Source organism: Oceanicaulis sp. (genome assembly GCF_965249665.1).
In the GTDB taxonomy this organism is placed as follows: domain Bacteria; phylum Pseudomonadota; class Alphaproteobacteria; order Caulobacterales; family Maricaulaceae; genus Oceanicaulis.
Map to the genome: position 1 here is coordinate 1,134,705 of NZ_OZ252247.1, position 22,171 is coordinate 1,156,875.

Annotated in this window: 24 protein-coding genes; 11 read left to right on the top strand and 13 right to left on the bottom strand. The window is 60.2% G+C overall.

What is annotated here, in order from left to right; translation table 11 throughout:
* Positions 1–56 precede the first annotated feature (56 nt).
* The 6 genes from ACP154_RS05325 to ACP154_RS05350 form a co-directional block, all read right to left on the bottom strand.
* Positions 57–989 carry a ParB/RepB/Spo0J family partition protein gene (locus ACP154_RS05325; RefSeq protein WP_421861173.1) on the bottom strand — a complete coding sequence of 311 codons (933 nt, stop codon included), beginning with the start codon at positions 987–989 and terminating at the stop codon, positions 57–59.
* Positions 986–1,822 (bottom strand): ParA family protein, encoded by an 837-nt coding sequence (locus tag ACP154_RS05330; protein WP_107711998.1) that lies wholly within the window; start codon positions 1,820–1,822, stop codon positions 986–988. Before ACP154_RS05330 ends, ACP154_RS05325 begins: the two co-directional genes overlap by 4 nt.
* Positions 1,815–2,453, bottom strand: coding sequence for a 16S rRNA (guanine(527)-N(7))-methyltransferase RsmG (locus tag ACP154_RS05335; protein WP_421861170.1), 639 nt, complete (start codon positions 2,451–2,453; stop codon positions 1,815–1,817). The genes ACP154_RS05330 and ACP154_RS05335 overlap by 8 nt, the downstream gene beginning before the upstream one ends.
* Positions 2,450–4,342: a tRNA uridine-5-carboxymethylaminomethyl(34) synthesis enzyme MnmG gene (gene mnmG, locus ACP154_RS05340; RefSeq protein ID WP_421861167.1), complete on the bottom strand. Its 1,893-nt coding sequence runs from the start codon at positions 4,340–4,342 to the stop codon at positions 2,450–2,452. Before mnmG ends, ACP154_RS05335 begins: the two co-directional genes overlap by 4 nt.
* Before the next feature lie 109 nt (positions 4,343–4,451).
* Complete coding sequence (gene mnmE / locus ACP154_RS05345; protein ID WP_421861164.1) at positions 4,452–5,783, bottom strand: tRNA uridine-5-carboxymethylaminomethyl(34) synthesis GTPase MnmE; 1,332 nt, start codon at positions 5,781–5,783, stop codon at positions 4,452–4,454.
* Positions 5,784–5,791: 8 nt separating this feature from the next.
* Entirely contained in the window at positions 5,792–6,043 is a 252-nt protein-coding gene (locus tag ACP154_RS05350) for a DUF6489 family protein (RefSeq protein ID WP_107712002.1), read from the bottom strand.
* A 124-nt stretch (positions 6,044–6,167) separates the two neighbouring features.
* Between ACP154_RS05350 and ACP154_RS05355 the strand changes: the two genes are divergently transcribed.
* Together ACP154_RS05355 and ACP154_RS05360 are read left to right on the top strand one after the other, a co-directional pair.
* A complete protein-coding gene (locus tag ACP154_RS05355; protein ID WP_421861162.1) occupies positions 6,168–6,848 on the top strand; it encodes a dienelactone hydrolase family protein in 681 nt (226 codons plus the stop codon).
* Positions 6,849–6,858: 10 nt separating this feature from the next.
* A complete protein-coding gene (locus ACP154_RS05360; protein WP_421861159.1) occupies positions 6,859–7,818 on the top strand; it encodes a glycerophosphodiester phosphodiesterase family protein in 960 nt (319 codons plus the stop codon).
* A 63-nt stretch (positions 7,819–7,881) separates the two neighbouring features.
* Here ACP154_RS05360 and ACP154_RS05365 read toward each other — a convergent pair whose 3' ends face one another.
* The 5 genes from ACP154_RS05365 to hemE all read right to left on the bottom strand — a co-directional run bounded on the left by ACP154_RS05365 (position 7,882) and on the right by hemE (position 12,785).
* Positions 7,882–8,523, bottom strand: coding sequence for a glutathione S-transferase family protein (locus ACP154_RS05365; RefSeq protein ID WP_421861157.1), 642 nt, complete (start codon positions 8,521–8,523; stop codon positions 7,882–7,884).
* A gap of 122 nt (positions 8,524–8,645) precedes the next feature.
* Positions 8,646–9,902 carry a transcription termination factor Rho gene (gene rho / locus ACP154_RS05370; protein WP_107713620.1) on the bottom strand — a complete coding sequence of 419 codons (1,257 nt, stop codon included), beginning with the start codon at positions 9,900–9,902 and terminating at the stop codon, positions 8,646–8,648.
* Positions 9,903–10,197: 295 nt separating this feature from the next.
* On the bottom strand, positions 10,198–10,650 hold the full coding sequence (gene hemJ / locus ACP154_RS05375; protein ID WP_133724410.1) for a protoporphyrinogen oxidase HemJ: 453 nt from the start codon (positions 10,648–10,650) through the stop codon (positions 10,198–10,200).
* Entirely contained in the window at positions 10,650–11,708 is a 1,059-nt protein-coding gene (gene hemH, locus ACP154_RS05380) for a ferrochelatase (protein ID WP_421861154.1), read from the bottom strand. The genes hemJ and hemH overlap by 1 nt, the downstream gene beginning before the upstream one ends.
* A gap of 39 nt (positions 11,709–11,747) precedes the next feature.
* Positions 11,748–12,785: a uroporphyrinogen decarboxylase gene (gene hemE / locus ACP154_RS05385; protein WP_421861152.1), complete on the bottom strand. Its 1,038-nt coding sequence runs from the start codon at positions 12,783–12,785 to the stop codon at positions 11,748–11,750.
* Positions 12,786–13,277: 492 nt separating this feature from the next.
* Here hemE and ACP154_RS05390 point away from each other — a divergent pair, with 492 nt between their 5' ends.
* From ACP154_RS05390 to dnaQ, 5 genes are read left to right on the top strand one after another with little or no spacing between them, the layout of a single operon-like run.
* Positions 13,278–14,111 carry a pyruvate, water dikinase regulatory protein gene (locus tag ACP154_RS05390; RefSeq protein WP_107713621.1) on the top strand — a complete coding sequence of 278 codons (834 nt, stop codon included), beginning with the start codon at positions 13,278–13,280 and terminating at the stop codon, positions 14,109–14,111.
* A 10-nt stretch (positions 14,112–14,121) separates the two neighbouring features.
* Positions 14,122–14,706 (top strand): Maf family protein, encoded by a 585-nt coding sequence (locus tag ACP154_RS05395; protein WP_421861149.1) that lies wholly within the window; start codon positions 14,122–14,124, stop codon positions 14,704–14,706.
* Complete coding sequence (aroE, locus tag ACP154_RS05400) at positions 14,706–15,530, top strand: shikimate dehydrogenase (RefSeq protein ID WP_421861147.1); 825 nt, start codon at positions 14,706–14,708, stop codon at positions 15,528–15,530. The genes ACP154_RS05395 and aroE overlap by 1 nt, the downstream gene beginning before the upstream one ends.
* Positions 15,527–16,132, top strand: a complete 606-nt coding sequence (gene coaE, locus ACP154_RS05405; RefSeq protein WP_421861145.1) for a dephospho-CoA kinase — start codon at positions 15,527–15,529, stop codon at positions 16,130–16,132. Before aroE ends, coaE begins: the two co-directional genes overlap by 4 nt.
* Positions 16,129–16,842, top strand: a complete 714-nt coding sequence (gene dnaQ, locus ACP154_RS05410) for a DNA polymerase III subunit epsilon (RefSeq protein ID WP_421861142.1) — start codon at positions 16,129–16,131, stop codon at positions 16,840–16,842. Before coaE ends, dnaQ begins: the two co-directional genes overlap by 4 nt.
* A gap of 9 nt (positions 16,843–16,851) precedes the next feature.
* Here the strand turns inward: dnaQ and secB are convergent, their stop codons facing one another.
* Positions 16,852–17,355, bottom strand: a complete 504-nt coding sequence (gene secB / locus ACP154_RS05415; RefSeq protein ID WP_421861139.1) for a protein-export chaperone SecB — start codon at positions 17,353–17,355, stop codon at positions 16,852–16,854.
* A gap of 183 nt (positions 17,356–17,538) precedes the next feature.
* Between secB and ACP154_RS05420 the strand changes: the two genes are divergently transcribed.
* The 3 genes from ACP154_RS05420 (at position 17,539) to ACP154_RS05430 (ending at position 20,016) form a co-directional block, all read left to right on the top strand.
* Entirely contained in the window at positions 17,539–18,198 is a 660-nt protein-coding gene (locus ACP154_RS05420; protein ID WP_421861136.1) for a Tim44/TimA family putative adaptor protein, read from the top strand.
* Positions 18,199–18,373: 175 nt separating this feature from the next.
* A complete protein-coding gene (locus ACP154_RS05425; RefSeq protein ID WP_421861134.1) occupies positions 18,374–19,414 on the top strand; it encodes a murein transglycosylase A in 1,041 nt (346 codons plus the stop codon).
* On the top strand, positions 19,414–20,016 hold the full coding sequence (locus tag ACP154_RS05430; protein ID WP_421861131.1) for a Smr/MutS family protein: 603 nt from the start codon (positions 19,414–19,416) through the stop codon (positions 20,014–20,016). Before ACP154_RS05425 ends, ACP154_RS05430 begins: the two co-directional genes overlap by 1 nt.
* Before the next feature lie 259 nt (positions 20,017–20,275).
* Here the strand turns inward: ACP154_RS05430 and hslU are convergent, their stop codons facing one another.
* The gene (gene hslU, locus ACP154_RS05435; RefSeq protein ID WP_421861128.1) at positions 20,276–21,580 is read right to left on the bottom strand and encodes an ATP-dependent protease ATPase subunit HslU; all 1,305 of its coding nucleotides are present in this window, start codon (positions 21,578–21,580) and stop codon (positions 20,276–20,278) included.
* Positions 21,581–21,690: 110 nt separating this feature from the next.
* On the opposite strand from hslU, the gene ACP154_RS05440 reads away from it, so the two are divergent.
* The gene (locus tag ACP154_RS05440) at positions 21,691–22,122 is read left to right on the top strand and encodes a VOC family protein (protein ID WP_421861126.1); all 432 of its coding nucleotides are present in this window, start codon (positions 21,691–21,693) and stop codon (positions 22,120–22,122) included.
* Positions 22,123–22,171: the final 49 nt, after the last annotated feature.

Sequence of the window (22,171 nt, forward strand, 5' to 3'; positions counted from 1 at the left end):
TTCAATAGACGCACCTGTCTACGGGTCACGCGCTCTCAGAGACACAGAGTTTCTGGCTAATATGCGCCGGATCCGCTCTGGCTGAGCCGACGACACACATCATCGAGTTGCTCGAGGCTGGAAAAGCGCACACGCAACTCGCCTTGCTCGCCCTTCGCCTTGATCTCGACCGCCAGACCAAGGCGACTGGAGAGATCCGCTTCCAGCGCCCGCGTATCCGCATCTTTGGGCTGAGGCGTGGCGGATGCCGACTTGCGCTCGGGCGCCTGTCCAGAGGCGTTCCGCGCCAAAGCTTCAGCTGCGCGCACCGACAGGCCGTCACGGATAATCTGTTCCGCGAGCGCTTCAGGATTGGGCGCCGTCGCGATGGCGCGGGCATGGCCGGCGCTGAGACTGCCTGCTTCCAGATGGGCCAGCACCGCTTTCGGCATCGCCAGAAGCCGCAGCGTGTTCGCCACATGCGCGCGTGATTTGCCGACCGCTTTGGCCACGTCTTCCTGAGTATGACCGAACGTCTCCACCAATTGACGGAAGGCGCGCGCCTCTTCAACCGGGTTCAGATCGGACCGCTGAACGTTCTCGACGATTGCGATTTCCAAGGTTTCGCGATCAGTTAGCTCACGAACCAAACACGGAACTTCATGCAGCTGGGCGCGCTGCGCCGCCCGCCAGCGGCGTTCGCCGGCGACAATCTGGTAGCGCTCAGTCTCACCCGGCATGGGCCGCACCAGGATGGGCTGGAGCAGGCCTTTCGTGGCGATGGACTCACTCAATTCGGCCAGATCAGCTTCGGTAAAGGTCTTGCGCGGTTGGTCAGGATTGGGCTGAACCAATTCCACCGGCAAGATCTGGACGCCGTCCCGGCTTGAGCGGGAGCGCTTGGCGTTGGCGGTATCTGCGCGGACGGCCTCCGCCTCTTCCCCTTCGCCAAGCAAGGCGGACAGTCCGCGTCCCAGACCACGGCTCGGTTTGCGTTCGTCTGCACTCATGCCGGGGTCAGCGCGTCAGCTGCGCGCCGCTCCTGCTTGACCACTTCACTGGCCAGTTTGAGGTAGGCCTGCGCCCCTGCGCATTCGAGATCATAGAGCAGGACAGGTTTGCCAAAGCTCGGCGCCTCGGACACACGCACATTGCGCGGTATGACCGTCTTGTAGACCTTGTCGCCGAAATGCTCGCGCACATCGGCGGCGACCTGGGATGAGAGGTTGTTGCGGCGGTCATACATTGTTAGAACAACACCTTGAATTTCCAGGGTTTTATTCAAGTTTCCGCGAACCAGATCAATTGTCCGCATCAGCTGGGTCAGACCTTCCAGGGCAAAGAATTCCGTTTGCAACGGCACCAGAACGGAATCCGCCGCCGTCATCGCATTCACCGTCAGAAGATTGAGAGAGGGCGGGCAGTCGATCAGGATGTAATCGCAATGCTCGCCCATACCGGAAAGGGTTCGCCGGAAACGGTCAATGGCGTGCCGAAGACGATAGGAGCGGCGCGGCGCATCCGACAACTCAAGTTCAGCGCCCGACAAATTCTCATCTGACGGAATGATCGCCAGACCCGGCACATCCGTGTCGATCAAGGCATCTTGCAAGGGTCGCTCGTCCACCAGCACGTCATAGGAAGTCGCGCGACGGTCTGCCCGGGACACGCCCAGCCCTGTCGACGCGTTGCCCTGCGGATCGAGATCGAGAACGACAACGCGTTGACCGATAGCGGCGAGCGCGGTGGCCAGATTGATGGCGGTCGTGGTCTTGCCCACGCCCCCTTTCTGGTTCGCGACGGCGATAACCTTGGGCGGCGCGGTGCGAGAGTCTTCAGACACGAGCAAGTCCCCTGATTTTCAGAATAGCGGCCTCGGGCGATGTACGGCTCGGCAAGACCTCTGCCTCAAACGTCCAGCTTTTCCGCGCTTCGGTCAATTCCTCATTATACCGCGCGCCCTTCGGAAGCAGGGCCACAGCCCCTTTTTCCACAAAAGGATGGACATAACCGAGCAATTTGCCCAAAGGCGCCATGGCGCGCGCCGTGACAACATCCATCTCAGGGACAGGGTGGATCGATTCCACACGATCTGCACGCGCAATCGCGGGGGCTTTGGTTTCTCTGATCACCTGGTTCACAAACGCCATTTTCTTGGCGACGGAATCCACCATCAGGACATGCCCCGCCTCAATACCGCGCTCCATGAGGCCAAAGGCGATGGCAAGCCCTGGAAAGCCGGCCCCCGCGCCCAGATCCGCCCAACGGGCCGCCTCAGGCATCAACTCCAGAACCTGCCAGCTATCCAAGGCATGACGATGCCAGAACGCCGCCAGAGTGCCCCGCCCCACCAGATTGGTATGGGCGCTGGTCTCCTCCAGAAGCCGCCGCCAGGTCTCAAACCGCTCCAGTGTTTCACGTGAAACACCGGTTTCGGCCTGAAACTGGTCCGGGCCGTAACTCATCTCGCTCATGCGCTCTGCGCTCCAACCGGCTTGCGCTTCAGATGCGCCAGGAGCGCTGTCAGGGCGCCGGGCGTAACACCTTCAATACGCGCCGCTTGACCCAGCGTGGCGGGGGTCGCCGCCATCAGTTTCTCACGCACTTCGTTGGAGAGACCCCCCACGCTGGAATAGTCAAAGCCGGTTGGGATGCGCACGCCTTCATCACGCTGGAAGGCGAGGATATCCAATTGCTGGCGCTCCAGATAACCATGGTAGACGGCGTCGATTTCGATCTGCTCAGCCACACGCGGCTTGATCGCGGCGAGTTCGGGCCAGATCGCCATCATATCGCGCCATCTGATATCGGGATAGCTCAGCAATTCCATCACGGAACGCCGCTTGCCATCCTCATTGACCTTGATGCCATGACGTTTGGCTTCCGCCGGGGTCAGGGTGAAGTCCGTCGCCATCTGACGTGCTTGCGCTAGATCGGCCTGACGCTGACGCCAGGATGTTTCACGTGAAACACTCGCAGCGCCCAAAGCAATCGCCTTATCGGTCAGCCGCTGATCGGCATTGTCAGCGCGCAAGGTCAAACGGTATTCCGCCCGTGAAGTGAACATCCGATAGGGTTCTGTGACGCCACGGGTGATCAAATCATCGATCATCACGCCGATGTAGGCTTCGGAGCGGTCCAGAATGAAGGGCTCAGAGCCAGAGCTTTTAAGCGCTGCGTTAAAGCCAGCCATCAACCCTTGAGCCGCCGCTTCTTCATATCCCGTTGTCCCATTAATCTGACCGGCCAGGAAGAGGCCCGGCATGGCCTTGATCTCGAGCGTCGCACTCAGTTCGCGCGGATCCACATAATCATACTCAATCGCATAGCCATAGCGGCGCACCTTGACCTGTTCGAGGCCCGGAATGGTGCGCAGGAAGGCATCCTGAACCACGTCTGGCAAGGACGTGGAGATTCCGTTGGGATAAACCGTGTCGTCGTCCAGGCCTTCGGGTTCCAGGAAGATCTGGTGCTGGCTGCGATCGGCGAAGCGAACGACCTTATCCTCGATCGAGGGGCAATAGCGCGGTCCCCGCCCCGAAATCGCTCCGCCATAGACTGCAGACTGATCCAGATTGTCAGCTATGATCTTATGGGTCTCTTCGGTGGTGCGTGTAATCCCGCACGCTATCTGTGGCACGGTGATGGTGTCGGTCAGGAAGGAGAACGGCACGGGGGTGTCGTCAGCCGCCTGCATCTCAAGCGCCGACCAGTTGATCGTCGAACCATCAAGACGCGCAGGCGTGCCCGTTTTCAATCGCCCAAGCCGCAAACCCAGACCATAGAGCGTTTCAGACAGACCATTGGCGGGCGCTTCGCCGTGTCGGCCCGCCGGAATGCGTTCATGGCCGCGATGGATCACGCCCTTCAGAAAGGTGCCTGTCGTCAGCACCACTGCGCCCGCGCGATAGGCCCGCCCCGCTCCGTCGATCACGCCGCGGCACTGCCCGTTTTCGATGATCAGATCTTCCGCCGCCGCCTCGACAATGAAGAGGTCAGACTGCGCTTCGAGCGCAGCCTGCATGGCCTCACGATAGAGCTTGCGATCAGACTGAGTGCGCGGCCCGCGCACGGCCGGGCCTTTTGAGCGATTAAGCAGACGGAACTGAATGCCGGACGCATCCGCCACCCGACCCATCACGCCATCCAGCGCATCCACTTCGCGCACCAAATGCCCTTTGCCCAATCCGCCAATGGCCGGGTTGCACGACATCTCGCCAATCGTTGACGCCTTGTGGGTCAGTAATAGCGTACGGGCGCCCAAGCGGGCGGACGCGCTCGCCGCTTCACAGCCGGCATGGCCGCCGCCGATAACAATCACGTCCCAGGGCTGCGCCTGGGCTTGGGTCTGATCAAGTCTCATGGGTCAACTCTCGGGCGCGGGGTCTCTGCGTCGCGCCGGGCCGCTTACATAGGGCGCCGGGGGTAAGGAGTCGAGATGATGTCAGAGTTTCAAGGCCTGAAAATGGCGCCTATTTGCCGATACAGAACTGGCTGAACACACGATCGAGCACGTCCTCCACATCGATCCGTCCCGTCAGGCTTTCCAGCGCCCGGATCGCCAGATGCACATCGCTGGCCGCAAGCTCCGGCGCCCGCGACAGCTGGCCTCGGGCCGCGTTCAAATGATCCAACGCGCGCTCCACCGCCCGACGGTGGCGGGCCCGAGACAAGGCTGGCGCCTCGCGGCGGCTCAATCGCTCTATTACCAATTGCTCCAACCAGCCTTCCAGGGCTGTCAATCCCTCGCCCGACTTCGCACACAGCTTGAACCGGGTCATACCCAGCTCATCTGATACATGAAGCGCCTGCCCCTGATCCATCTTGTTCAGGATCAGAGCATCGTCGGGACGCAGGGTTTCCAGAAGCTTGTCGGGCAATGTTTCACGTGAAACATCGACGACGCCGAGTCGCACATCCGCGCTTTCCGCCCGCTTGAGCGCGCGTTTGACCCCTTCAGCCTCCACCTGATCCGCCGCGTTACGCAAGCCGGCTGTATCCGCGATGATCACCGGGAAACCTCCCAGAATAAGACGCACTTCAACGACGTCCCGTGTGGTGCCCGGAATATCGGTAACGATGGCCGCATCTCGACGCGCCAGAGCGTTCAGCAAGGTGGATTTTCCGGCATTAGGTTCACCGATCAGCGCAATGGAGAAGCCTTCACGCACCCGCTCGCCACGCCGGCCGTCATCGAGATGCTCGCTCAAAGCCTGGCTGAGCGCCTCAAGCGGCGGACCCGCCGTATCGGACAAGGTGTCAGGCACATCCTCTTCATCGGGAAAATCCACCTCGCCCTCAATGGCGGCGAGCACAGAGATCAATTGTTCGCGCCAGTCTTCATACAGGCTGCGCAGCGCGCCGGTCATTTGAGACAAGGCCTGTTCACGTTGGCCTTCCGTTTCTGCGTCAATCAGATCCGCCAGGCCTTCGGCTTCGGTCAGATCCATCTTGCCGTTCTGAAACGCGCGACGGGTGAACTCCCCTGCTTCCGCTGGACGTACACCCAACGCCATAAAGCGGTCCGCCATGGCGTCGATCACGGCGGCCCCGCCATGAACATGAAACTCCGCGCAGTCCTCGCCGGTGAAGCTCGCCGGCCCCTCGAACCAGAGCGCCAGACCCTGATCGATGACGGAGCCATCAGCAGCCCGAAACGCTCGCAGCGCCGCCCGACGCGGCTTGGGCCGCGGCTCGCCTGCAATGGCGTCCAGAACCCGCCCCGTCTCAGGTCCGCTGACACGGATCACCGCCACGCCAGATCGGCCGGGCGCGCTGGCCAGTGCAAAAATCGTCTCGGTCATGAAGGGCGTCAGCTCTTGTCAGATCCTGATGTGCGGCCGCTTGCAGCCTGGCTCATCAAACCCATCATCTGCTTTTGCCATTCCCCGCCCATGGTCATCCACGAGCGCATCAAGGCGTCGGGCTCCATGGCGTCCATATTGGCGGACATGCGCTTGCTCATCTCCTCAACGAGTTGAGCATTGAGCCCTGTGACATCAGGCAGGCCCATAAAGGTCCGCGCCTCTTCCGGAGTGCATTCGATATTGATGTTGACCTTCATGGGGGCCTCGCCTCAGTCTCGCCGCGCAGCGGGCGAAAAATTCATCGCTCCACTGTACGCCTCCATGCGGCGCATGACAAAGCCAGGCTGCCGCACCCGCTCAAACTCCAAGGAGACTCGTCTCATGGCAGGATCAGACATCATCATTCATGGCCCCGATGGCGACTTTTCCGCCTATCAGACCGGTGAAGGCCCCGCCCTCATCGTCTTGCAGGAAATCTTCGGCGTGAACGCCGTTATGCGAGAGCTGTGCGACGCCTACGCCGCCCAGGGCTTCACAGCGATTTGCCCCGATCTGTTCTGGCGGATCCAACCAGGTATTCAGATTACGGATCAAACTGAGGAAGAGTGGAAGCAAGCCTTCGATCTCTTCGGCAAATTCGATGTGGATGCAGGGATCAAGGATGTCGCCGCCACCATCGCGCAAGTGAGAGAGAGCGGCGCGCCCAAGGTCGGCGCCGTCGGCTACTGCCTGGGCGGACAACTGGCCTATCTGACCGCTTGCCGGACAGATGCGGACGCGTGCGTCGGCTATTACGGGGTCAACATCCAGAACCTGCTTTCAGAGGCGTCCTCGATCTCTCATCCGCTCATGCTGCATATCGCGGGTCAGGACGAGTTCGTGCCGCCCGAAGCCCAGACCCAGATCATGGATGCACTGTCCGGGCATGGACTTGTCACACTTCATCATTATGCAGATCGTGATCACGCGTTCGCCCGTCCCGGCGGTGCTCACTATCACGCCGAAGATGCGAAACTTGCCAATGCAAGATCGATCAACTTCTTGAATGATAATCTGAAATAGGAACATTTCCATGCGCTTCCTTCTAGGCGTGAGCCTGTTCGCCCTCGCCGCCTGTTCCGCGCAAGCGCCAGCGCCCGAGCAAACCGCCGAACCGGCGACTCCGTCTGAGCTCAACGCAAGCCAGGCTGAAACCGCAGCGCCTGATCTGTGGCTGACCGGCGTGGACTTGCCCGCCTATCTCGATTGCGCCCGCGAGCAAGGCGTGACTCTGCTCCAGGCCCATCGCACGGGCGATCGTCCGGGTGCAGCAGAAAACTCCATCGGCGCCATGCAGGCCTCACTCGATGAGGGTGCTCTGTTCATGGAAATGGACGTCGCCAAAACAGCGGATGGCGTCTTGATCCTGATGCATGACGACACCGTGGATCGCACCACGAACGGAAGCGGTCCGGTCAACGAGTTGACCTATGCCGAGATTTCCGAGCTGCAACTTGTCGACGTCGACGGTCAGGTGCTGGACGAAGGCGTGCCCACTTTCGCCGAAGCGCTCACTTTTCTGACCGGACGCGGCTTCGCTCAGGTGGATCTCAAAGACACCAGCTTTGAAGAGATCAGTGATGCGCTGGTTGCGGCGAACGCCGTCGATCGCTCCGTTGTAATCACCTATTCGATCGAGGATGCGATCACCCTGTCTGGCTTGGCGCCAGATGTCGCCTTGTCCGTCGGCGCACGGGATGCAGACGATCTTGAACGTCTTAATGAGGGCGGTGTGGATTTCACCCTGACCACGGTCTGGTTGGGTGTCGGAACCGGAAATCCTGACTGGGACGCCGAACTCGCCGCTCTCGGCCTCGAAACCAGCTTCGGCGATTTCGGCGGCGAACGGAACGGCACCGTGGACTATCAGCTGCTCAGCGAAAACGGCGCAGAAGTGATCTCGGTGGATGATGTGCCAGCGGCCGCGGCGGCGCTTGACGCCTATGAGGCTTCACGCGCCCTGCTTGAGGCCTGTCCTGCAGCTCAGGGTTAAGTTCAGCTCAGATCGTGTCTGGAAAAGAAAAGCCGGCGAGTTGTCTCGCCGGCTTTTTTATACTCAGTCCGCGCTGGCGCGCTGCCAGGCAGGGCGGGACCGCAAACGATCAAAATACGCACTCACCGCTTCAGGGGCGCCCTCAAACTGTTTGACGATCTTCAACAGATAAAACAGATAGCCCAAAGCGATATCGGCGGCCGTGAACCGGTTGGCGGCCAGATACTCGCGCCCCTCGCCCAGACCGCGCTCAGCGACCAGCTTGAGCTGCTTGTCGAGCTCCATGCGCGCCCATTTGGCCAGCGCCGGGTTCCTTTGGTCCTCGGGGAGAAGCGTGGTGTGCGCGAGAGTCAGATTGACCGCCATGGACATCGTCCCTTCGCTAAAATGCATCCATTCCAGATAGCGATCGTAATCAGGCTCATCTGGCGTGACGGCGAGGTCGGTCGGGCCGTATTTCGTCACCAGATATTCCACCATGGCGACTGATTCCAGCATCACCCGGTCGCCATCGGTCATGGCCGGAATTTTCTGCATGGGATTGATGGCCTTGAACGCATCGCCCCCCATCTTGCCACGCTGGCTGCCCGTAATAGGCCCCAGATTTTCAAGCCTGTGCGGCAAGCCCATCTCTTCAAGGCACCAACGCACTCGAACCGATCGGGACATGGGTGCGTGATAAAGGGTGATATTGGGTTCGGACATGGGTTTCTCCCCGATACTTTAGCTTTTAAGCATTATCCCATATCCCGGCATCCAAACGCTAGCCCCAAACGCAAACGGCCGCCCCGAAGGGCGGCCGCTGCAATACACAACACCTTGAAAAATCAGGTGTTCATGGAATCATAGAACTCGGCGTTGTTCTTGGTTTCCTTGAGCTTGGAGAGGAGGAACTCAATCGCATCCTGGGTGCCCATCGGATTAAGGATCCGGCGCAGCACATAGGTTTTCTGCAGATCCTGCTTGGGCACCAGCAGTTCTTCTTTCCGGGTGCCGGATTTGAGGATGTCGATGGCCGGGAAGACGCGCTTGTCGGCGACTTTCCGGTCCAGAATGATCTCGGAGTTGCCGGTGCCCTTGAACTCTTCAAAGATCACCTCGTCCATGCGCGAACCGGTGTCGATCAGCGCGGTCGAGATGATGGTCAGGCTGCCGCCCTCTTCAATGTTCCGCGCCGCGCCGAAGAAACGCTTGGGACGTTGCAGAGCGTTGGCGTCCACACCGCCGGTCAGCACCTTGCCAGAGCTTGGGACCACAGTGTTATAGGCCCGGCCCAGGCGCGTAATGGAATCAAGCAAGATGACCACGTCACGCTTGTGTTCGACCAAGCGCTTGGCTTTCTCGATGACCATCTCGGCCACCTGGACGTGCCGCGTCGCCGGCTCGTCAAAGGTGGAGGCCACGACCTCGCCTTTCACCGTGCGCTGCATGTCGGTGACTTCTTCAGGGCGCTCATCGATGAGCAGCACCATCAGATAGCATTCAGGGTGATTGGTCTCGATGGCGTGAGCGACGTTCTGCATCAGCATCGTCTTACCGGTCCGCGGGGGCGCCACGATCAGGGCGCGCTGGCCCTTGCCCAGAGGGGACACGATATCGATCACACGGCCTGACCGGTCTTTCTTGGTCGGGTCCTGGATTTCCATATTGAACCGCTCATCAGGATAAAGCGGGGTCAAATTATCAAAATGGACCTTATGGCGAGACTTCTCAGGTTCTTCAAAATTAATCGAAGAGACCTTCAGCAGAGCGAAATACCGCTCATTCTCGCGCGGGGCCCGGATCTCGCCTTCCACTGTATCGCCTGTACGCAGGCCAAAGCGGCGGATCTGGCTTGGGGAGACATAAATGTCGTCCGGGCCTGGCAGATAGTTGGATTCCGGCGCCCGCAAAAATCCAAACCCGTCCTGCAACACTTCCAGCGTCCCGCCGCCTGAAATCTCCGCACCCTCATCGGCCAGCGCTTTGAGAATGGCGAACATCATGCCTTGCTTGCGCAGCGCGGAAGCGTTTTCGATATCCAGGCTTTCAGCCAACTCCACCAGTTCGGCGGGCGACTTTTCCTTCAATTCCTGAAGCGACATGCGCCGGGTCGAATGGGATACAGCGTCGCTGCCGTCCTGCGGCTCGGTTTCAGGCGTATCGGTCATGGGTTTCTCAGACAGCTCGGCTCACAAGACAGGATACTGCACAGGTCTTGCGAAACATCAGACGACGAACAGCGCCGGTCTCGGCGCAGATCGACTATGGACATGGATAGTCGGCTCAAGCGCTGTCCAGACGTATGCGCTGGCGCGGCCCGAAGCCAAAAGGAGGGATCCTCAGAGGAGTCACTTCTCCCTGCCACGAACCGAGGTCATCGTCAATGATTTTTCAGGCTCAGAACGGCTTCACGACGGCCAGAAGCACAATAAGGATTACGAGGATCGCCGGCCCTTCATTCATGATCCGCCAGAACTTTTCAGAGCGTGGCCGTTCACCCTTGGCGAATTTCTTGGCGTTCGCGGCATAAAACCCGTGAATGCCGGACATCAGCACCACGAGCAACAGTTTGAAATGAAACCAGCCCTGGCTGAACAGGCCCGGATTGGCGACAATCATGATGATCGCGAGAATCCAGACCGCAATCAAAGCCGGGTTCAAGATGATCTTGAGCAAATTGCGTTCCTGAATCAGAAGCGCGCCTTCCAGCTCCCCCGCCGTCTGGGCCTGATGGTGATACACGAACAGACGGGGCAGATAGAGCATCCCAGCCATCCAGAAGATCACCGCAATGATGTGCAGCGCCTTGATCACCAGATAGCCGATAGAGCCAGGAAGAATAAAATCCATTACGCCGCGTCGCCCTGTTTCAGACCCGCTTCATAACACGGGCATCGTCCGAATTTGGCCGGGCAGATCGGTTTGCCCTGAGGCGGTTTGAGACCCTTGCCGCCCTCAAGCGCTTCTACCGTGATCTTGGCCAGCGCTGCAATGAAATCAGGCTGGTCCCCCAGCGCCGGCACCCGGTCATAGCCTCGGGCGCCATGCTCTTCAGCAAGCTCGGCGTATTCTTCATCAAGCTCGACCAAGGTCTCGATATGCTCGGACACAAACGCGATCGGGGTCAAAAGGATGTGCTTCCCATCCTGACAGGCGCGTTCGATCGCTTCTTCTGTGGACGGACCGATCCATTTCAGCGGGCCAACGCGGGACTGGTAGCAAATCTCATGGTTTTGAAGATGCTCAGGCAGGCGCGCATTCACCTGGGCCACGGTCTGTTCGACCTGCCATTGATAGCTGTCGCCCTTCTTGATGATGGTCTCGGGCAGGCCATGCGCTGAATAGAGCACGCGCGTATCGTCTGGCTTGCCGGCTGTCTCCCAGGCCTGCTCGATCAGCCTGGCGTGGGCGGTGATGAAATCCGCCTCTTCAGGATAGCAGCAGATCGCGCGCGCCTCAGGCCCGCCTGCATCGGTCCACGCTTTCAGCGATGAGCCGGTGGTCGTTGTCGAAAATTGCGGATAGAGCGGCAAAAGCACAATTTCATCCGGATCATAGGCCTTCACAGCTTCAACCGATTCCGCAACGAAGGGATGCCAGTACCGCATGGAGAGGAAACAGCGCACCTCATCGCCTTCCCTCAAATGCTCTTGCAGAGCAGCGGTCAGGGCGGTCGCCTGTTTTTGGCTTTCAGGCACAATGGGCGATCCGCCGCCCATCTTGGCGTAGTTTTCCGTCGCTTCCTTGGTTCGGGTCGTGGAAATGAACCAGGCCAGCGCTTCACGGATCAGGCCTGGCGCGCCGATGATCGCAGGGTCGCGGAACAGATTGCGCAGAAAGGGCCGCACATTCTCGGGCTTGTCCGGACCGCCCAGATTGAACAGCACCACTGCAATACGCCGCGCCATGACCTTACTCCTGTCTGAAATCAACGCCGCCGTAATGGCTTAGGCCTTGAAACTACGCACCCGCTCGATCAGCCGGGTGACGTTTTCAGGCGGCGTGTCGAGATGAATGCCGTGTCCGAGGTTGAACACATAGGGCCGACCCGACCATGCGGAAAGGAGGCGATCAATCTCTGAATCCAGCATGGCGCCGCCAGCGCGCAGCACAGCCGGGTCCAGCTGGCCTTGCAAGACGAGATCCTTAGGGAACGCCTCACGCGCCCAGCCCGTATCCACGCCATGATCCAGCGCCAGACAGTGAACGCCGGTCTCGCGCGCATAGCGGATCGCTTGCGGACCCGCGCCACGGGGAAACCCGATCACCGGAAGAGTCACGCCCATCTCACGCAAACGATCAATGATGAGCTTGGTGGGGCGTATGATCACGCGGTCGAACAAGGGATCAGGCAAGCCCTCCGCCCAGGAGTCAAAAAGCTTCAGCGCGTTCGCGCCCGCATCCGCTTGTGCTTTGAGATACTGGGCGCTCGCTTCCGCCAAAAGATCCATCAGGGCGTCAAACGCGGCGGGCTGACTCCAGGCAAGAGTGCGGGCCTTGAACCGGTCTTTTGAGCCGCCGCCCTCGATCATATAGGTGGCGACCGTCCAGGGCGATCCTGCAAAGCCGATCAGCGAGCAAGTGTCAGGAAGGCCCGCACGGACCTTGCGGATGGTCTCGCTGACAGGGCTGAGAACCTCGGTCGCCCTGTCGACAGACAGCGAACTGATATCGTCGAGCGCCAGCGGCTCCAGCTTTGGCCCTTCACCTTTTTCAAACCAGACTTTTTGCCCCAGTCCATATGGGATCAGCAAAATGTCAGCGAACACGATGGAGGCGTCAAAGCCATAACGGCGGATGGGCTGCAAGGTGACTTCAGCAGCGGCGTCTGGGTTCAGGCAGAAATTGATGAAATCTGGCTGGTTGGCGCGGACCTCGCGGTATTCAGGCAGATACCGTCCGGCTTGACGCATCAGCCAGATCGGCGGGGGAGAGACGGTTTCGCCGGCCAGGACACGCAGGAAAGGCTGGTTCTTGTCAGTCATCGATAGCTCTCTTCAGCGCCGAGGTTTGAGACTTATCCCCGGTCAGGTCAGACCCGGTCATACCTTTCTTTTTAATTGAATTAAAAGAGGGGGTGATAGTAGAGGCGCCCATAACGTGGATAAGTGCGACGCTTCACCGCTGGCGCCAGCTATCCACAGGGTGTGGGCTGCGGTCATCCACGGTCAGACTTTCGTATCAAAATGAGACGTTAACTCATTTTTTACCTTGGTTAACATTGGCCTATGCGAATGTGAGTCAGCGGACGGCTGAAAACCCTCATCTCGGACTCAGATAATTATCGACAGATCGCTGCGCCTGTTTGATCTGTTTATGCCCAGCTGTGAATGGCTGGGCGCCAATTGGGCGCCGTTGAGCAGCGCGCTCTGTCTTGTCCCCAAACGCCTTGAAGTCGTGGACAAGCAGACAGGGTTATTCACAGCCTGCCCGCATCAAGCTACCGATGGGGGATGAAGTCTGTTGAGGAGCCGCACATGGCCCGGTCCGGCGAAATCGGAATCTATTTCCACGTACATATGATTTCCGATTCTACGGGGGAAACCCTGATGGAAGTCATGCGTGCATCGGTGGCGCAGTTCCAGAATGTACGGCCCATCGAGCATTTGTTCGCGCTGGTGCGGTCACCGCGGCAGCTGGAGCGGGCTCTGGAACACATTCAGGCTTTTCCCGGCATCGTCATGTTCACCCTGGTGAACGCCGATCTGCGTCGGGATCTGGAAGACGCCTGCGCCTCCATGGGAATGCCGGCTTTGGCGGTGCTTGATCCCATTCAGGCGACCATGTCGAGCTATCTGGGCGCACCGGTTCAGGGCAAGGCGGGCGCCCAGCGGGTGCTGGATGCGGACTATTATCGCCGGATCGAGGCGATGAATTATTCCATGGCCCATGATGATGGGCAGGGGGATGATCTGGCCAGCGCCGACGTCATCTTGCTGGGCGTATCGCGCACCTCGAAAACCCCCACCAGCATTTATCTGGGGCATAGGGGCATACGCACCGCCAACATTCCTCTGGTGCCGGGCGCGCCTTTGCCTGAAATCCTGTATCGGTTGAAAAAACCGCTGATCGTCGGGCTCACCGCCTCGCCCGAGCGCATCATTCAGATCCGCCGCAATCGATTGCTGAATCTGAAGGAAGACCGCTCCACTGATTATGTGGATGAGGAGACGGTGAAAGAAGAGGTCATTCACGCCAAGCGCTTGTTCGCGCGCTATAACTGGCCGTCAATTGACGTCACCCGTCGCTCGATCGAAGAGACCGCCGCAAAGGTTCTCAACCTTCTCAACGACCATAAAGCCAAATTCTGAGGCCTTCCCCATGAGCTTTATCCTTGCCTCCGGGTCGGCGTCACGCCGCGCCATTCTGGAAAACGCACAGCTGAGTTTTGAGATTGATCCCGCCGACATTGATGAAGGCGCGGTCAAGGACAGCTTTCAGGGCGATCCGGCGGCTTTGGCGCTGAAACTGGCCGAACTCAAAGCCTTGGAGGTGTCCAAGCGACGTCCCGGCGCGCTGGTGCTGGGGTCTGATCAGGTGCTCGAGTTTGAAGGCGCCGCTTATGACAAGGCGCGTTCTGTTGAAGAGGCTGAAGCCAGGCTGCGCCAGCTGCGCGGCGGCGTTCACTATCTTCAAGGCGGGATCGCTTTCGCGCGTGATGGTGAGATCGTCTGGCGGCATCAGGCGCGGTCGACCCTTGTGATGCGAGATTTTTCTGATGAATTCCTGGCCTATTATCTTGAGAACGCTGGGGACATTCTGACGAAGGGCGTGGGCTGTTACGCCTATGAAGGGCTCGGCGCGCAATTGTTTGAGCGCACAGAAGGTGATTATTTCGCCATTCTCGGCCTGTCGCTCCTCCCGGTCCTGGACGCGTTGCGCCGTGAAGGCGTGTTGGAGCAGTAATGGCGAGCGACTGGCCCAAAGCGGCGGTGGTGGGATGGCCGGCGGAGCATTCGCTATCTCCGCTGATCATGAAAACCTGGCTCGATGAGACGGGTCAGCCTGGCGATTATGTGATCATCGAATGCGAGCCTGACGCCTTCACTGACGCGGTCCGAGCCAGATTTCATGCCGGTCTTGTGGGCGTCAATGTCACCGTTCCGCATAAAGAGGCCGCTCTGCGCGCAGCGGATATGGCCAGTGACGCGGCGCGCGCCATTGGGGCCGCAAATGTGCTGGTCTGGCGTCAGGGCCGTATTGAGGCGGATAATACCGATCATGTCGGGATCGCCCGCGCACTTGAATCAGATTCAGGGTCTGGACCCGCCGTTTTGATTGGTGCGGGCGGCGCGGCGCGAGCGGCGCTCTATCATCTCAAGGATCAGGACCGTGAAATCCGTATCCTCAATCGCACAGCGGATCGCGCGAAGGCGCTGGCGCAGGATTTCAGTTTGAAAGCGGAGGTCTATGCGCTGGATGACGCTACGGCGTTTAAGGGCGCAAGCCTTGTCATCAACGCGACATCACTGGGCATGACCGGCCAGCCGCCCCTCACAGTTGATCTGTCCGGAACTGCAGGCGACGCGCTGGTGTTTGACATGGTCTATGCGCCCTTGAAGACGGAGCTTCTGATGCAGGCTGAGCGATTGGGTCGGCGCACGGCTGATGGCCTTATCATGCTGGTGGGGCAGGCGCGCCCGGCGTTTGAAGCGTTTTTTGGCGCGTCGGCGCCGGCTCATGACACTGTGCGCGGGGCCTTGCTGGCGGCGTTGGAGCAACGCGCATGATCGTACTGGGCCTCACCGGATCCATCGGCATGGGAAAAACGACCACTGCGGCCCTGTTCGCAGAGGAAGGCGTGCCGGTGTTTGATGCGGATGCGGCTGTGGCGGAGATGTATCGACCCGGAGGCGAGGCCGTGCCCTTGATCGAGCGCGCGTTTCCCGGCTGCACGTCGGACAGCGCCGGGGTTGATCGCGTAAAGCTGAGCGCTGCCTTGCAAGCGGATCCGGCAAAGTTTGAAACACTGAACGCTATTGTCCACCCGCTGGTGGGGGCGGCGCGTCGCCGGTTTTTTCACGAAGCGGAACATTCTGGCGCTGAAATCGTGGTTCTGGACGTGCCGCTACTTTTTGAAACCGGCCAGCATGATCAGGTTCATCATGTGGTGGTGGTCTCGGCGCCCGAAGCGGTTCAACGTGAGCGGGTTCTGGCGCGCAAGGGCATGAGCGTGGACAAGTTTGAAGCCATTCTGGCGCGGCAGACGCCGGATGCGGAAAAACGCGCCCGCGCCGACCATGTGATCGACACCAGCCAGGGCGTTGAGCGTGCGCGCGATCAGGTGCGTGCGCTCTTAGATCAGCTCAAACCGGATGGGGATGCGTCATGAGCAAGCGCGAAATCATTTTCGATACCGAGACCACAGGTCTGGACCCCAGAGGCGGTGACCGCATTACCGAACTGGGCTGTGTGGAGGTGATTGATCTCATCCCGACCGGCAGGGATTTGCGTATTCTGATCAATCCAGAGCGCGATATTCCCGCTGAAGTGACGGCCGTGACCGGCCATACCCGCGAAATGCTGAAAGACGAGCCGGTCTTCATCCAGATCGTCGATCAGTTCTTGGAGTTTATCGAGGACTCCACGCTGGTGGCGCATAACGCCATGTTCGATATGGGCTTCATCAATATGGAGTTGGAGCGTTGCGCCCGGCCGATCATCCCCAAATCACGCTTTATCGACACCGCCGCCATGGCGCGGGCGAAGTTTCCTGGTTCGCCAGCAAGCCTTGACGCCTTGTGTAAACGCTTTGACGTCTCGCTCGACAGCCGCACCAAGCACGGGGCGCTGATTGACTCCTATTTGCTGGCGGAGGTGTATCTCGAGCTCAATGGCGGGCGCGAGCAAAGCTTGAGCTTTTCCGGTGCGGAAGGCGGCGACGGCAAAGTGGTCTATCCCGTGCGCGCGCCGCGGCCGAAATCGCTCAAATCCCTGGTCACTGAACAAGAACGGGCCGCCCACGCCGAGTTTATCTCGGAGATGGACGACCCGCTCTGGCAGTCTCTGGGTCTTTTGAAGGCTGACGCCTCGGCAGAGTAAGGCTGGGTCCTAGGCGTCGGCCGGAGGGGTCGCCGGAGCCCCTTGCTGAGCCTGGGCGCGCTTGGCCATTTGCTGACGATAAAGCGCAGCGAAATCCACCGGTTCCAGCATCAGCGGCGGGAAGCCGCCATCGCGGGTGGCGTCAGACAGGACGCGGCGCGCAAACGGGAAGATCAGACGCGGGCATTCGATCAGCAGGAAGGCTTCACGCGCTTGCGCGTCCACATTCTGGATCTGGAACAGGCCCGCATAGGTCAGCTCGACGATGAAGACGGGGTTTGAGTCGCGCTGGGCGCGGGCGCTGATGATCAGCTCAACCTCGAACATGTCACTGCCCATATCGCGCGCCTGAACGTCTACGCTCAGATCGATATTGGGCTGTCCGGCGCCGCGCAGGCTATCGGGCGCGCCAGGATTTTCAAACGACAGGTCTTTGACATACTGTCCCGCCACACGAATGGCGGGAGGCATCGGCTGTTCGCCGCCTTGCGGCGTAGCGGGCGCGTCGGTCATGATGAGTCTACTCAGGTTTTGATCGGAACCGCACAGGGCGCGCAATCCCGTAACAGACTAAGGTGAAGCGGGGCGCGTAGCATGCGCGCGCGTGTGCGGCAAGCTCAACCCCCCGCGTGACGCGGACGGTCATAGCCCCTATATCTGGACCACACCGCACTCAAACCTGCGCGAGCGCCCCTTATGGACATTCTTCAAATCCTGTTTTTCGCTGGCCTGGCCGTGTTCCTGGGCGTGCGCCTGTACATGGTGCTGGGCAAGCCCTCGGGCCGCACAGCGGAGGATGTGGAACGCGAACAGCGTGAGCGGGCAGAAGCCGCTGGCGCCATGCCGTCTCCGCCCTCCATGCGTCCGCCCCGGGAGGACACGCCCTTCGCCGCGAGCTTCTCAGGTCCTGCTGGCGAGGGTCTGACCGCGATCGCCCGGCACGACCCCAGCTTTGACCCCAAGGAATTCATCAAAGGCGCCAAGGCGGCCTATGAGATGATCGTCACGGCATACGCCAAGGGTGATCGCGAGGCGCTTCAGTCATTGCTGTCAGACCGGGTCATGAAAGCCTATGATCAGGCGATCACGTCGCGGGAAGAGCAAGACCTTAAGATGACCACAGAGATTGACCGGATCAAATCCGCCGAGATTTCTGAAGCCTCTCTTAACGATAATCGGGCCAAGGTGAAGATCGCCTTCTCCGCCGAGCTCGCCAGTGAAACCCGCAATGCTCAAGGAGATGTGGTGGAGGGTGACCTCACCACACTGAAAACGGTCGATGAGATCTGGAGCTTTGAGCGTGACGTCACCACCAACAACCCCAACTGGCGTCTGTCCGGGGTCAAGCCCGCTTAAGCTCGCCGGGCTTCTGGCGTGTCTGTTTCTGGCGGCGTGTTCCAGCGCACCCGGCACGCCGCCCTCCGCTCAGCCAGGCCAGCCCATATCGCCTGGCGGATTTCCGCCGCGCCCGGCGGTCAGCTCTGTGGCGCTCCATCCAGTCCCTTTTTCAAGGATTGAGGGCTGGCGGAGCGTGGATGCACAGGCCGCGCTGTCCGCGTTTGTGCGTTCATGCGAACGCATTGAAGACCGGCCGGACGGCGATCCGATGAACCCGCGCGTCGGATATGCCGGCACGGCGGGCGATTGGCGGTCTGTTTGCCTTCAGGCGGCGATGCTGGCGCCCATGCAGCCGGATGCAGAGAGCGCACGCGCTTTCTTTGAGCGCAGCTTCACGCCCGTTGAGCTGGACGGCGCGGGCCGACTGACAGGCTATTACGAGCCGGTGGTCGAGGTTAGCGCGTCGCCGACTCCGGAATTCTCAATGGCGATCCGGGGCCTGCCTGGCGATTTGCTGACTGGGGATTTGGGCCAGTTCATCGCCGGGCTCGAAGGCCGCCGGGTGGTGGGCCGGGCGGCGGATCGCGAGTTTGTGCCCTATCAGTCCCGCGCCGAGATCGAAGCGCAAAATCTGGGCGTGCCCCTGGCCTGGGGTCGCCCGATTGATGTCTTTTTCCTGCAAATACAGGGCTCAGGGCGACTGCTGTATCCGGATGGCTCTGAAGGGCGCGTGCGCTTCGCGGCGCATAATGGCCGACCCTATGTGTCGATCGGGAGGATCTTGATTGATCGCGGCGAATTGTCAGAACACAACGCCTCCAAACAGGATATCGAAAACTGGCTGCGCCTGCGCGGGCCGCAATCCTGGCGACCATTGTTTGATGAAAATCCGCGCTATGTGTTTTTCACCCTCGATAGCCTTGATGATCACACCGAAGGCCCGATCGGGGCGCAGGGTGCGCCTTTGACGCCGATGGCCTCGATAGCCGTGGATGCGGCTCACCATGCCTGGGGGGTTCCGGTAGTCGTAAACGCCCGGCTGCATGGGGCGCCAAACTGGTCGGGGCTTGTGATCACCCAGGATGCGGGCGGCGCGATTTTGGGTCCGGTTCGCGGGGATTTGTTTTTCGGCTGGGGCTATGAAGCGGGTGAACGCGCCGGGCGGCAGAACGATCCGAACGCGCGCTGGACGCTGCTTTTGCCTAATGAACTGGCGGCGCAACAGGTCCGCTGATGGCCAAGCGTCGCACGCCACGCGGGCTCAAGCCTGAAGAGCGTGAGCTCTGGACGCGGTTTGCGCGTGGGGTGAAGCCGCTGGATAAAGAGCGTTTGAAACGGCTGGAGCGCGAGGATATTGAACCGCCTAAGCCCAGCGCGCTGCCCATCCCTCAGACGGCGCCTCTCAAATCCGGCGCCTTGCAGCGCGATCTTATGCGGGAAATGGCGCAGCGTCCTGCAAAACGGACGCCTGTGGACCGGACGCCGGAGAAGAAAGTCCGCCGCGGCCAGATCGAGGTGGAAGCCCGACTGGATCTGCATGGCATGACCACCGCCAGCGCGCGCCACGCCCTGCTGGGGTTCTTGCATCGCTGCCGGTCAAAGGGCATGCGGACCGTGCTCGTGATCACGGGCAAGGGCGCGGGCGCCCGCGCGCTCGACGACCGGCGGTTCCAGCCTTGGAACCCCGAAGAACGGGCGCTGCCTGGCATTTTGCGCCGCTCCTTCACACATTGGATGCGCGATCCAGACTTTGCCCAGCTGGCGTCAGGCTATGCCGAAGCGAACCGTAAACACGGTGGATCAGGGGCGTTCTATGTGATGCTCCGGGCCCGCTGAGCCATGCCGGCCTGTCGACGAACTAGGACAGCTCTACATTACTGATTTTTCACTAAGATCACGCGCGTATGAACTGAAGTTCAACAGAAATTCACTTGCGCAGATCACTTCAGTCAGGGCTTTTATGGCGTTAGCTGAGACGGTGTATCTCCCCGCTTCGTAGCGTGCGGCTTCGGCCGGCGCCGGTATCAGCTCGCGCCGCGCCGGTCCCCTTTCTTTCGGCGCGGCGCACCCCTTTACAGGGGGCGCCGCTTCAACCTTAGAGAATGAATTTGGACAGGTCTGCATTGCGGGCCAGGCTGCCCACGCGTTCCGTGACGTATTCTGCGTCTATGGCGAGGCTATCGCCTGAGCGATCAGAAGCGGAATAGCTGATTTCCTCGCAGACCTTTTCCAGAATCGTGGACAGGCGCCGCGCACCGATATTCTCAACGCTGGCGTTCACTTCCGCAGCGAAATCGGCGATGGCGTCGATGGCGCTGTCTTCAAAGCCCAAGTCAAAGCCTTCGGTTTTCATCAACGCCACATATTGAGTGATCAGGCTGGCTTCCGGCTCGGTCAGGATGGCGCGGAAGTCATCGCGGGTCAGCGCCTGCAACTCCACCCGGATCGGCAAGCGGCCCTGAAGCTCCGGCAAAAGATCTGAGGGCTTGCTCACATGGAAAGCGCCCGAGGCGATGAAGAGCACGTGGTCGGTTTTCATCGGGCCGTATTTGGTGGAAACGGTTGCGCCTTCGATCAGCGGCAGCAGGTCGCGCTGAACGCCCTCGCGGGAGACGTCAGCGCCGCGCGCGTCTGCACGCGCACAGACCTTGTCGATCTCGTCAAGGAAGACGATGCCGTCATTTTCGGCCAGGCGGATGGCTTCAGACTGGATCTGGGTTTCATCCAAGAGCTTGTCCGCTTCCTCGTTGATCAGCGGCTCATAGGCCTCTTTGACTGTGGTGCGCAGGGCTTTCGGCTTGCCGCCAAAGCCTTTGCCGAGCATGTCCCCCAGATTGATCACGCCCATTGAGCCCATGCCGGGCAGATCCATGCCCTGGAAGGGATTGCTGGTGTCATCAAGGATGTCGATCTCGATTTCCTTGTCATCGAGTTCGCCAGACAGAAGCTTTTTTCTGAAGGTCTCGCGGGTCGAGGCGCCCGCATCCTTGCCAACTAGCGCGTCCAGAACGCGGTTTTCAGCCGCGGCGTGGGCTTTGGCCTTCACGTCTTCGCGTTTCTTGTCGCGCACAAGCGTGATTGCGATTTCCACGAGGTCGCGGGCGATGGAGTCCACATCCCGGCCCACATAGCCAACTTCGGTAAACTTGGTGGCTTCGACCTTGATGAAGGGCGCGCCCGCGAGCTTCGCCAATCGTCGCGAGATCTCGGTCTTGCCGACGCCGGTCGGGCCGATCATCAGGATGTTTTTCGGCGTGACCTCTTCGCGAAGCCCGTCTGGCAAATGCTTGCGGCGCCAACGATTTCTCAGCGCGATGGCCACCGCTTTCTTGGCGTCGGCCTGGCCGATGATATGGCGATCAAGCTCATGGACGATTTCGCGCGGAGAAAACTCAGTCATGACGCCCCATGTCTTTTTCAGGTTTGGGTGATAAGGATACCGGACATGTAGGGCTTTCAGGTCCGGAACTCAAAGCCCGTCACTGTCACCCCTCGTTTCAGGAGAGTCTGATGTCTCGTCCCCGCTTTCATCTTGCCTTCCCCGTGGATAATCTTGAAGCGGCGCGTCGGTTTTATGGGGATGTGCTGGGCTGTCCGATGGGCCGGGAAAGCGAACACTGGATCGATTTTGACTTTCTGGGGCATCAGATCGTCGCGCATCTGGCGCCGGAAGAGTGTCAGGCGGCCAAGACAGGCGCTGTGGATGGCAAGAATGTGCCCGTGCGTCATTTCGGCCTGATCCTGGATTGGGACCAGTTTGATCCCCTGGCCGAGCGCCTCCGTCGCGCGGGGACCCCGTTTGTCATTGATCCCTATGTGCGGTTTGCGGGAAAAGCGGGGGAGCAAAAAACGATGTTTGTCACGGATCCCGCTGGCAATGCGCTGGAATTCAAGGCCTTCCGCGACGACGCCATGGTGTTCGCCACCGAGCTTGAGCCCTAGCGCAGCATTGGGCCCTCTTGGCAGGCTGGTGCTTTCTCCTTAATTCACT